This is a genomic window from Chryseobacterium sp. RR2-3-20 (assembly GCF_017808115.1).
Classification (GTDB): Bacteria; Bacteroidota; Bacteroidia; order Flavobacteriales; family Weeksellaceae; genus Chryseobacterium; species Chryseobacterium oryzae.
Genome location: NZ_JADQBD010000001.1, coordinates 36,181 through 48,378 on the forward strand (window position 1 = coordinate 36,181; position 12,198 = coordinate 48,378).

At 33.7% G+C, this 12,198-nt stretch carries 10 protein-coding genes; 4 read left to right on the top strand and 6 right to left on the bottom strand.

The window, feature by feature from the left end; genetic code table 11:
• Positions 1–57: 57 nt before the first annotated feature.
• The 3 genes from IV513_RS00150 to IV513_RS00160 all read right to left on the bottom strand — a co-directional run bounded on the left by IV513_RS00150 (position 58) and on the right by IV513_RS00160 (position 6,582).
• Positions 58–2,925: a pitrilysin family protein gene (locus tag IV513_RS00150; protein WP_209388488.1), complete on the bottom strand. Its 2,868-nt coding sequence runs from the start codon at positions 2,923–2,925 to the stop codon at positions 58–60.
• 168 nt (positions 2,926–3,093) lie between these two features.
• Positions 3,094–5,148 carry a M13 family metallopeptidase gene (locus tag IV513_RS00155; protein ID WP_209388489.1) on the bottom strand — a complete coding sequence of 685 codons (2,055 nt, stop codon included), beginning with the start codon at positions 5,146–5,148 and terminating at the stop codon, positions 3,094–3,096.
• Positions 5,149–5,331: 183 nt separating this feature from the next.
• Positions 5,332–6,582, bottom strand: coding sequence for a CinA family nicotinamide mononucleotide deamidase-related protein (locus IV513_RS00160; RefSeq protein ID WP_209388490.1), 1,251 nt, complete (start codon positions 6,580–6,582; stop codon positions 5,332–5,334).
• 95 nt (positions 6,583–6,677) lie between these two features.
• Here IV513_RS00160 and IV513_RS00165 point away from each other — a divergent pair, with 95 nt between their 5' ends.
• Positions 6,678–7,154 (top strand): hypothetical protein, encoded by a 477-nt coding sequence (locus IV513_RS00165; protein WP_209388491.1) that lies wholly within the window; start codon positions 6,678–6,680, stop codon positions 7,152–7,154.
• 58 nt (positions 7,155–7,212) lie between these two features.
• On the opposite strand, the gene IV513_RS00170 is transcribed toward IV513_RS00165, so the two are convergent.
• Positions 7,213–7,782 (bottom strand): thioredoxin family protein, encoded by a 570-nt coding sequence (locus IV513_RS00170; protein WP_209388492.1) that lies wholly within the window; start codon positions 7,780–7,782, stop codon positions 7,213–7,215.
• Between the two features lie 147 nt (positions 7,783–7,929).
• On the opposite strand from IV513_RS00170, the gene IV513_RS00175 reads away from it, so the two are divergent.
• Genes IV513_RS00175 through IV513_RS00185 form a run of 3 tightly spaced genes read left to right on the top strand, consistent with a single transcriptional unit; the run spans position 7,930 to position 10,374 of the window.
• Complete coding sequence (locus IV513_RS00175) at positions 7,930–8,808, top strand: lysophospholipid acyltransferase family protein (protein ID WP_209388493.1); 879 nt, start codon at positions 7,930–7,932, stop codon at positions 8,806–8,808.
• Complete coding sequence (locus IV513_RS00180; protein ID WP_209388494.1) at positions 8,809–9,801, top strand: glycosyltransferase family 2 protein; 993 nt, start codon at positions 8,809–8,811, stop codon at positions 9,799–9,801.
• Between the two features lie 18 nt (positions 9,802–9,819).
• Positions 9,820–10,374, top strand: a complete 555-nt coding sequence (locus IV513_RS00185; protein ID WP_209388495.1) for a 3'-5' exonuclease — start codon at positions 9,820–9,822, stop codon at positions 10,372–10,374.
• Between the two features lie 7 nt (positions 10,375–10,381).
• Here IV513_RS00185 and apaG read toward each other — a convergent pair whose 3' ends face one another.
• Complete coding sequence (gene apaG / locus IV513_RS00190) at positions 10,382–10,768, bottom strand: Co2+/Mg2+ efflux protein ApaG (protein ID WP_209388496.1); 387 nt, start codon at positions 10,766–10,768, stop codon at positions 10,382–10,384.
• Positions 10,769–10,850: 82 nt separating this feature from the next.
• A complete protein-coding gene (gene odhB / locus IV513_RS00195) occupies positions 10,851–12,104 on the bottom strand; it encodes a 2-oxoglutarate dehydrogenase complex dihydrolipoyllysine-residue succinyltransferase (RefSeq protein WP_209388497.1) in 1,254 nt (417 codons plus the stop codon).
• Positions 12,105–12,198 lie beyond the last annotated feature (94 nt).

A 12,198-nucleotide genomic window follows, 5' to 3' on the forward strand; every position in this document is an offset into this window, starting at 1 on the left:
TAAAAAAAGACCGTTTCAGTGAATATGAAACGGTCTTTTTATTTCAGTTTTTTAAATTTAATACCCGAAAATTTCTTCCAAATTAAGTTCCGAGAATGTTCCCATTTGATGGGCTGCTTCAGCATCCAGATTTTCCTTTTTGCCGATTATTGCAGTATTGTATTGTATAGACTTAATTTCCTGATTGTAAAAATCTCTTAAATCATCAAACGTAAGATCTGAAATCTGTCGAAATATATCTTTTCTGAAATCATGGGTTATCCCAAGTTTTTTAAGTCTTAAAGTATTGAAAAATAGATTCGTTCTGGTAATTCTTGTTGATGCAATCTGTTTTAGAGCAGATTTTTTAGCATTTTCAAACTGAACGTGTACTTCAGGAAGTTCGTTCATCAAATCTGACATGGTATCGACCGCAATTTGCAGTTTATCGGGTTGAGTTCCTATATAGGTAGAAATATAATCGTGATGGTGAAGTTCGGAATTTGGAGCATAGGAAACATACGCAGAATACGCTAAACTTTTACTTTCACGAATTTCCTGAAACACTATAGATGACAAACCACGACCAAAATATTCATTAAAAACGTTTATTTTACCGAAATTTTCAGGATTCACCAGTTTTCCTCTTCCCACTTTACTCATTTCCATCTGTACCATATCATAATCTGTAAAATATACATTCCCGGAAGTTTCCGGCTCCGGATAAATCTTTGCTTCCGCAACTTTGCAGGTTTCAGGCTGAATATAGCGGGAAATATAATTTTTAAAATTTTCCCAATCTTTTCCGTAGTAAAAAACTTGATATGGAAATCTAAAAAGCTGCTTCATACGATTGGTAAAATCTTCAATTTGAGCATTTTTAAGCTCATTTTCTGAGATAATATCCAAAAATCTAGATGTTTTACCCAATTTTGTATAAGTGGTAAGTGCAGTCATGATACGGTTTTTATCTTTTTTAACCGCTTCACGATTTTCTAAAAGTGTTTCTACAAACTGATTGTAGATTTCCTGCTCGGGTTTTACATCCGACAGCCAATGAAGCAAAAGCTCAATTCCTTTTTCAATATTAGATTCCAAACCGCTAAGCGAAATGGTAAGCTGGTCAGAAGCAGTTTTGAAATCGTTGGTAATTCCAATTTTAAAAAATTCTTTTTTGAGATCTTCAGGCGAAAATTTTTCTGTTCCCAAATACTGAATTATCTGAGTAGATATCCCCAATTCCCGGTCGTTGTCGCTCCCCATCGGAAAAATAAAATGTACCTGTGCAATATCATTGTATTTATTTTTCACATAGCTTAGCTTTTTATTTTTGATGACATCTGTGCTTATTTCTTTTTGATAATCGACGAATTCAGGCTGAATGTCCTCCGTTTTTTCGTTCAGAATATCCGTTAAAAAATCAGATTGAGCTTCACGGTTAATCTGTATAGGAGTAATTCCCGGATTTTCTACCCTTAAAAGCTTATCATTAATCCCTTTTTCTTTATTAATAACCACATAATTTTCTTTAAAAAAACTATTGGCAAATTCAACAATATCATCTTTGGTAAACGAAGCATATACATCCATTTCACTAAGTTCTTCTGCCCAAGTTCTTCCTTTTATATAAGTATCATAAAGATTAGTCGCCAAACCTTCTGCCGTTTCTAGGGCTTTCTGACGCTGAATTTTGAAATCGTTGATAATGGCAGGAAGCATCCAATCTGGAAAATCGCCCTTTTTCACCAAATCAATCTGATCCAAAATCATTTCTCGAGCTTCATCTAAAGTCTGATTCTCTTTTGGAACGGCAACAACAGAGAAATAACCATATTCTTTTAATCCTAAAGAATATGCCTGTGCCCAAAGCATTTTTTGGGTCTGATTGATATTGAGATCCAACAATCCCGCTTCTCCTCTATTGCTTAAAATATTAGCGGTAATATCGGCAAGCATAGCTTCTTTAGTGCCATAATTATCGGTTCTCCAAGCAAGCTGAACTCTTGGTGTCGTAGGACTTTTTACAGTTCTAACAACCACTTCTGTAATCGGCTTTTCTGTGATTTTATTTTTTTGAGGTAATTCTCGGTAAGGAATAGTTCCAAAATACTTTTCAATGAGTTCTACAGTTTCTTCAAAATCTAAATCTCCAACTAGTACCAATGCAAAATTGTTGGGAACATAAAACTCGTCAAAATACTTATGAATAGCCTTCATTGAAGGGTTTTTCAGATGTTCAGGATTTCCCAAAGTAGTCTGCTGTCCGTTAGGATGAGTTGGAAAAAGAGCATCCATCAGCTCATAATTTACCAATCGAGAATCATTATCCTGAGCTCGGTTAAATTCTTCATATACCGATTCTAGTTCGGTATGAAAAAGCCTTAAAACCATTTCAGAAAATCTTTCTTTTTCAATTTTCAGCCATTTTTCGAGTTCATTTTTAGGAATATTATTTTTGTACACCGTTTCATCAAACCAAGTATGAGCATTGGTTCCTGTAGCTCCCAAAGACGAAATTGCTTTATCATATTCGTTCGCAATAGCATATTTACTTGCTTCCTGCGAAAGGCGGTCTATTTCCTGATAAATTTCTTTCTTTTTATCTGAATTTTGCTCTGCTTTATGCTTTTCATACAATTCTGAAATTTCATTAAGCAACACTTTTTCCTGCTCCCAGTTTTGAGTTCCGAGTCTGGAAGTTCCTTTAAACATCATATGTTCGAGATAATGAGCCAATCCTGTATTGTCTGAAGGATCATTATTACTCCCTGTTTTTACGGGAATAAAAGTCTGTATTCTTGGAGCATCGTAATTTTGAGAGAGAAAAATCTGAAGCCCATTTTTAAGAGTATAAATTCTAACATTATTTTTGTCGTTATCTACCGTAATATATTCGCGATTATTTTTATCTGTCCTATTACGTTCAATATATATCTTATCAATCATTATCATTAAAATTCTTATTATTCTTAAAGACTACAAATTTAGGGAATAGAAAGCGTAAACTAAGATTTAATAATCGTGATTGAGAAAAATGATTGATTCAGTACAAAAACAACAAGGGCTGTCAAATCTTTTTCTTGACAGCCCTTGTTTTGTTATAAATTATAATAATTACCAGATTTTAATTCTTTCTTCCGGTTTTTTATACAGTTTATCCCCAGGTTCTACATCGAAAGCTTTGTAAAAAGCATCTACGTTAGTAAGAGGTCCAAAACTTCTGAAATAACCAGGCGAATGCGGATCTGTTTTTACCTGATTCACCATATATTTTTCGCTGGATAATGTTCTCCAAACTGTAGCCCAACTTAGGAAAAATCTCTGATCTTGAGTAAAACCACTTATTTTACCAGGGTTTCCTTTATCTTTAAGATACATTTGCAATGCATCATAAGCAATACTTACTCCTCCCAAATCGGCAATATTTTCACCATTGGTGAAAGTTCCGTTAACGAAAGTTCCTTTCACAGGTTCGTATTTGTCGTATTGAGAAGCTAAAGCTTTTGTTGCTTTTTCAAAATTAGCTTTATCTTCTGGTGTCCACCAATCGACTAAATTTCCGTCCGCATCAAACTGTGCTCCAGAATCATCAAATCCGTGGCTCATTTCGTGTCCAATTACAGCTCCAATGGCTCCAAAATTCACCGCTGCATCTGCTTTAGGATTAAAAAATGGTGGCTGAAGAATAGCCGCAGGGAAAACGATTTCGTTAAATACCGGATTGTAGTAAGCATTTACCGTTTGCGGAGTCATTCCCCACTCTGTTTTATCAACAGGTTTCCCTACTTTTTCCAATTCTCTGTTATATTGCCACTCAGAAATATTCTGTAGATTGGCATAAAGATTTCCACCTTTAGATTCCGGAACAATGTTCAGTTTAGAATAATCTTTCCATTTATCAGGATAAGCAACTTTTACGGTAAATTTATTCAATTTAGCCATTGCTTTTTCTTTGGTAACCGCAGACATCCATTCTAAATTATTGATGTGAACTGCAAAGCTTTTCTTTAAATAATCAATTAGCTCAACCATCTGTGCTTTTGCTTCAGCAGGAAAATATTTTTCTACATACAGCTTACCGAAAGCTTCGCCTAAAGAACTATTGATTAATTCGTAACCTCTTTTGTTTAAAGCTCTTTGCTCCTGTTGCCCTCTAAGATATTTACCATAGAATGCAAATTTCATATTTCCTAATTTCTCACTAAGATAATTAGCACTGCCATTAATTAAGTGAAATTTAAGATAATCCTTAATAACCGAAAGATTTTTTGCATTTACAAGATTATCAAAATTCTTGTAATAATCTAATTCTCCAATAATGATTCGGTCTGTTTTCACACCCACTTTTTTAAGGTAAGAAGGTAAATCTACATTCTTCACAAGAGCAGAAAGTTCTGCCATCGTTTTAGGATTATACTGTAAAGTATTGTCTCTGCTTTGCTCGTTGGTAAGCAAATGTTTAGCAATGCTTTTTTCGTAATTTACAATTGCTTTTGCCGAAGCTGCAGAATTTTTATATCCAAGTTCAGAAAGCATAGATGCAACATATTTTTCGTACTCAGCAAGTGCTTCTGTATTCTTGGTATCAACTTTCTGATAATAATCTCTTCCTAAACCCAATGAAGCGTCTCCTAAATAAACCGCATTCATATTAGAATTTTTCAGATCGGCATAAACACCCCATCCGTAGAAATTATTATCTCCCTCTTTGGTAACCGATGCAAGATAATTCTGTAAATCTGTAAGATTTTTTATCGCATCAATTTTCTTGATGTTTTCCCCAATTGGTTTTATTCCGTCTGCATTTCTCTTCTTCATGTCCATATATGTAGCATAGAGATCCTGAATTTTCTTTCCTTCACTTCCGTCTGCAAATTTATCCTTCAAAAGAGAGTTAAGAATCGTCATCGAATTATTATCGGTATCATCAGCAAGCTTATTGAAGCTTCCCCAAGTGGGTTTATCCGCAGGGATTTTTGCTGTTTTCATCCAACTACCGCTTACGTAATTGTAAAAATCATCTTGTGGACGCACAGACTGATCCATTAAACTAATATCTAACCCATTATCTTTTTGCGCTGTAGCCTGAGTAGATTTTGTTTGGGCTGTAAGTGTATTCTGTGAACAAACTCCTGCTAATAAAAACAAGGAAAATGTGAGTCTTTTCATATTTAAATAAGTCTTTTATTTTTTGTTAAAATTATGAAATTATTTCATTTCATTGGCTATATTCCAGATAATCGTTTAATTGAAATGGTTTAAAATAAGATTCTTCAAAACAATCTTAACGATTTTGAATTACATAATAATAAGTATCTCTTTTTAAATTTTTGTTTCTTAAAAAACTTCCAATTATTTTTCAATTAAAATTCCTACCAGATCCTGAAGAATTTTCTGCGAAACAAAGTAAATGAAATCCTGTCTTTCGAGATGCGGAAGAAAAAGTTTGAAAGTTTGAGAATGATTATTTACTCTAATAGTATAATACACAGTTCCTACATCTTTTCCGTCTTCTCCTTTTCCGGGACCTGCAACTCCTGTTGAAGAAATAGAAATATCTGTGCTGAAAAGATTTTGACAGCCTTCTGCCATTTCTCTTGCTACTTCTTCGCTTACAACGGTAAATCGTTCTATGGTTCCTTCAGAAACGTTCAGAATTTTGGTTTTCTTTTCGGTTGCATACGCTACAATTCCTCCGTAAAAATACTGTGAACTTCCGGGATTCGAGGTAAGCATTTTTGCCAGTTCTCCTCCTGTACAACTTTCTGCGGTAGAAATTGTCAGTTTCTTTTCACTTAATATTTCCCCTAGAATTACTTCTATTTTGTCTTGGTACGTTGCAATTATATTTTCTCCGATAATGGGAAACAATTTTTGAATCTCATCTTCTAGCTGAATATTTAAAACTTGTTCATTTATCCCGTTGGCTGTAATTCTTAATTTCACTCGGTTTCCAATAGGAAGGTAAGACAATTGCATATTTTCTGGAAGTGATAATTCCCAGTTTTCAATTTTATCCGCCAAAATACTTTCCGGAATTCCTACTACAGAAACTATTCTGCTTTGGATGAATTCCAGCTTAAATTGCTCCTGCAAATAAGGAATAATTTGGTCTTTTATGAGCGGTTTTACTTCATAAGGAACTCCCGGAAGACTGAAAGAAAGTTTGTTTTCATATTTCATCATCATACAAGGTGCAGTACCATAATGATTCTGAAAAACAGTTGATTTTGTAGGAACAAATGCCTGTTCTCGGTTTCTTTCCAGAATTTCTATCCTTCCGCGTTTTTCCATATAAGCTTTAAGATGTGCAAAAGTCGCTTCATCTAAAGCGATTTCATCATTAAAAAATTCTGCAAGCGCTTTTTTTGTTTTATCGTCTCTTGTAGGACCTAGACCACCGGTTGTTATCACCAAATCGCCTATCTCGAAAGCAGATGTAAGGGTATTTTTAATGGTTTCGATCTCATCAGATATTGTAAAAATCTGTTTAACAGTAATCCCGATATCTTTAAGCTGTGCTGCAATATAATTAGAATTGCTGTCTAACGTATTGCCCGAAAGAATTTCATCACCAATGGTAATAAGAACTGCATTTTTCATGATACAAATGAAGTAAAATTATCGGGAGCCAACAAAGAAAAAATGATTTTTTATATCTTTGAAACGAACAGAAAAATATTATCAGCTCTCTATTTATGGTTATATATGACGATGCTTCCTGGCATTTCGGAAGTGATTTCCCGAAGAATCTTCCTCAACAAAACAGTGCTTCTCATACAGGTATGTTTTTCTTTTGGTGTGTTGAAAATAATATGATTTCTTCGGATTTAAAGAAAAATGCTTCAACTAGTCTTGAAAAACTCAAACAAAAACAAATAACCGGTGCAGAATTTATTTTTGATGAACTGAAAGGAGTTTTTTCTGAGTTACATCTTACTGAAATGGGAAATAGTTTTGCAAAAGATTATTATGTTGATGATACAGATTTTGGAGAAGAATACAGTTCTTTCGCAAATGATTATATTCATCTTTTCGACTTAAAAGCTGAGCAAATGGGTTTTGAATACGAAACTTTTTACCATATTGAAGACAGTTTCGAAAATTACAATCTTATGAAACAAATGATACAGCATCGTTTTGAAGAATGGAAAATTTACAGAAATCTAAATTAAAACAAAAAATCGGCTGCATTACCTGCAAACCGATTTAAGTTTTATAAAATTTATTTTATTACTTTTTAGGAACCCATTGTAGAAAAAAATCTTTTACTTTCTCCAAGCTGTATCCTTTACCTTCTTCTAAAACATCACTTCTTTGAATGTGAATGAGCTTTCCGGTCTTATCGAGAACTATAAAGACTGGATATCCGAATTTGTCTCCCGGTTTACCGTATTTAGCAAAAATTTTTTCATTCTTATTATCTGGCGAATAATTAAGATGATAATACAGAAAGTTTTTATCTACAATTTTTTTAAGCTCGTCATTAGTCTGAACAAACTGGTTGAATCTTAAACACCAAATACACCAGTTTCCACCCGCCTGAATCATAATATTTTTATTCTCTTTTTTAGCTTTTGCAACTAGTTTTTTAATATCCTGTTCTGCATTAGCCTTCGGATTGTAAGGTTTTGGTAATGTAGATTTCTCTTCTGCTGCTTTTTTTTGAGCTTGTAATTCTGCATGATCTGTTTTTATCAACAGCGCTTTATTGGTTTCTCTTTCATTCGTTTTTTCTTTCAATTCCTGAGAGAAAGTAAGGATTCCAAAGCTTAAAAGCCCTGTTATCAACAATTTTTTCATAATGAATTTATTAAAATATTATAACCAACTGCTTCAACTCCGTAAAAGCTTTTGCTCATTAATTTCAGCAGTTAAAATTAAAAAAATAACGGTAATTGAGCTGAAATTTAAAACCGTAAAAATTTTATTAGTAAATTTGTCTGTTTTATGAATTTTTTAATAAAAATACTCTACTTAATATCTAAACTTCCGCTGAAAATACTTTATATTTTCTCGGATATTATTTTCTTCCTCAATTATTATTTAATTGGATACAGGAAAAAAGTAATTACCCAAAATCTTCAACATTCTTTTCCAGACAAATCTGAAGAAGAAATTACCGAAATTCGTAAAAAATTCTATCGCAATTTTTCAGATTATTTGGCAGAAACCGTTAAATCTTTCAGTATTTCCGAAGTAGAATCCCGGGTAAGAATGCAGCATATTAATCAAGAATTATTCCACGAAGCCAAAGCAGAAGGAAAAAACATTATTCTTTTGGCAGGTCATGTTTTTAACTGGGAATGGATCAATGCATTAGCAACTCTTACTCCGCAAAAAAATTCTCATCCTGTTTACAGAAAAGTGAACAGTAGTTTTTGGGAAGACCAGATGAAAAAAGTCCGCAACAGGTTCGGAAACGAAGCTTTGGAAGCTAATGAAGTTATCTTAAATATTTTCCGAAATCCCAACGATGGAGAATCTATTTATATGTTTGTGGCAGACCAGACTCCTCATATTGCTCATGTAAATTATGGTTTAAAATTTCTTAACCAGCGCACTCCCGCTTTTATTGGTTACGATAAACTGGCTACAAGAATGGATCTCATTTTTATTTACTGTGAAATGAAGAAGGTAAAAAGAGGATTTTACCAAGTCAATTACCATAGAATTTATCCCGATGATGAGAAATTTGTGAAAAACGAAGTGGTTAAAAAATTTCATCAATTGCTTGAAAATACAATCAGAAAAAATCCTGATAACTATTTGTGGTCTCACAGAAAATGGAAGTATCAGGACGCAATTAAAACTTACGACGGAGAATAGATGAATGTAAAAAATGAAAAGATTGCCGTTGTTATACTTAATTGGAATGGCAAGATTTGGCTTGAAAAATTTCTTCCGAGTGTCACTGAAAATTCTGAAGAAGCAGAGATATATGTAATCGACAATTTATCAACAGATGATTCTTTAGATTTTTTAAAAAGAGAATATCCAGAAATAAAAATTGTAATTAATACCGAAAATCTTGGTTTTGCAGGTGGTTACAATGCAGGTTTAAAGAACATTGATGAAGAATATTATTGCCTTCTGAATTCGGATGTTGAAGTCACTCCAAATTGGATTGAACCTGTAATACACCTTTTTGAAAACAATAGCGAAATTGCAGCAATTCAGCCTAAAATTTTATCTTATGAAAACAAGACAAAGTTTGAATTTGCGGGTGCAGGTGGCGGATTAATTGATAATTTAGGTTATCCTTATTGCCGAGGAAGAGTTTTTGATGAGGTTGAAGAAGATTTAGGACAATATGACGACGAAAAAGAAATTTTTTGGGCTTCCGGATGTTGTCTTTTTATTCGATCCAAAGATTTTTGGGAACAAAATGGTTTTGATGAAAGATTTTTTGCCCATCAGGAAGAAATAGATCTTTGCTGGAGATTAATTAATTCCGGAAGGAAAATTTATTATACCGGAAAATCTAAAATTTACCACGTAGGAGGCGGTACTTTAAACAAACAAAGTCCTCAAAAGACTTTCCTGAATATCCGGAATAATCTATCAATGATGGCAAAAAACTTACCTTTCCCAAAATTAATTCCTTTGATTTTTTTCCGGTTATGCTTAGACGGAGTTGCATCACTTTACTTTGCCTATAAGAATGGTTTTGCCCATCTTTGGGCTGTAGCAAGAGGTCATTTTGGATTTTACGCTCAATTGCCTGAAACAATAAGACGCAGGCAAAAGCATCAAAAAAAAGACTATTATCAAAGCAAGTGGCTTATTTTCAAACACTTTCTTGGACAGAAAAATACCTAACTTAATATATTACAATCGATGGATTTTTGTGCTTTAGATTTCGAAACTGCTACTCACGAGAAAAATTCTGCTTGTGAGTTGGGAATTTGCATCGTACAGAACTCCAAAATTGTAGAAACTAAAACCTGGCTTATTAAACCGCCAAGTTATCCTTACTTCCATCCGAGAAATATAGATGTACACGGAATTTATCCTGAAGATGTAAAAGATGCTCCTACATTTGAAGATATTTGGTATGAAGTTGAAGAAATGATGTACGGAACTCTAATGATTGCTCACAATGCAAGTTTTGATGCGGGAGTTTTAAGAGGTTGTTTTAATCATTATGGAATTTTTGCTCCAACAATGCATTATCTGTGCAGTATTCAGCTTGCAAAGAAATCTTGGGATTATCTTCCCCGTTATGGTTTAAAACATTTAGCTGAATATCATAATATTGAGTTTAAACATCATAGAGCTGGAGATGATGCTGAAGCTTGTGCTAAAATCTCACTTCTAGCCTTTGAAAAACTTTTATTAACCACCAACGAAGAAATTTCTGACTATATGAAAACGAAAATTAAATGTTTATAGCTTAAAATCAATTGCTTAAAACTTCAGAAAGCAATTCAAATTTAGGGATATCTATTTCAAAATTTTCATTAGTTTCTAAATTCTGAACTAAATATTTTCCAGACATATTCCCGACTCCTGAACGCAACATTACATTAGAAAAATAGGCAAATTTTTCATCAGGCTCAATATCAGGTGTTAAACCGATAATGCCATCGCCAACAACTTCTGTAAAGCCAAATCCCAAATCGAAGATGAGCCATTTTCTTTTGAGGATTTTGATGGTAGCTTCTCCCTTATTTTCGATTACGATATTGTATTTAAAAACAAAACGGTTTTCTGAGGGATAACTGTTCTTGATATCGTACTCCGGAACTACCGAAACCTTTATATTGGAAGTAATTTTAGAAAACATCTCATTCAATTTAAAGTAAAAGATACAAAAATCTCGCCTTTTTGAAAGGCGAGATTATATTAAATAATGATAAAAAGATTTTTTATAAACCTAAACCTTTTTTCTCATCGCCATTCATTAAAATTTCAACAGGATTATCTATTGCTTCTTTTACTGCCACAAGAAATCCTACAGATTCTTTACCATCAATAATTCTGTGGTCATAAGACATCGCAAGGTACATCATAGGACGAATTACAACTTGTCCGTCTACAGCAACCGGTCTCTGGATGATGTTATGCATTCCTAAAATTGCAGATTGCGGCGGATTGATAATTGGCGTAGACATCATTGAACCAAAAGTACCACCGTTGGTAATTGTAAAAGTACCACCAGTCATTTCATCAACAGTGATTTTTCCGTCTCTTACTTTAATTGCCAAGTCTTTTATGTTAGCTTCAACACTTGCAAAAGACATATTTTCAGCATTTCTCAATACAGGAACCATTAACCCTTTAGGTCCGGAAACTGCAATCGAAATATCGCAAAAATCATAGTTTACTTTATAATCTCCATCAATAGAAGCATTTACATCAGGATACATCTGTAAAGCTCTTGTAACCGCTTTTGTAAAGAAAGACATGAAACCAAGTCCTACTCCATGTTTTTGAGCGAATTCTTCTTTATATTGTTTTCTCAGTCTGAAGATTTCAGACATGTCTACTTCATTGAAAGTAGTTAACATCGCTGTTTCATTCTTTACAGAAACCAATCTCTGAGCGATTTTTCTTCTAAGAACTGAAAGTTTAGTTGTCGTTGTAGATCTAGATCCAGTTGCAGTCATAGGGTTTCCTCCAAAAGCAGGAACAGCCGCTAATTCTGCATCAGATTTAGAGATTCTTCCGTCTCTTCCAGAACCTGAAACTTGGGAAGCATCAATTCCTTTTTCATCAAGAATTTTTTTAGCAGCCGGAGAAGGAGTTCCTGTTGCGTATGTTTGAGTGGCTGCCGCAGCTACCGGTTTAGGAGCTTCAGTTTTTGCTGGCTCAGCAGCTTTTGGAGCTTCCTCTTCTTTTTTAGGAGCTTCAGCAGGAGCAGAACTTCCGGAAGGTTTTGCAGCATCTCTGTCGATTAGACAAACTACCTGTCCTACCTGAACAACATCACCTTCTTCAGCTTTTAAAGTGATAACACCACTTTCTTCAGCAGGAAGCTCAAGAGTAGCTTTATCTGAATCTACTTCAGCAATTGGCTGGTCTTTTTCAACATAATCACCATCTTTTACAAGCCAAGTTGCAATTTCAACTTCGGTTATTGATTCGCCCGGTGAAGGAACTTTCATTTCTAAAACTGACATATCGTATTTTATTTTTTTATTTATTTATTATTATTCTTTATTTTGACTTTAAAAACAGATAAAAGAAAAAAGCATTTTTTAAAATCTAACTTCA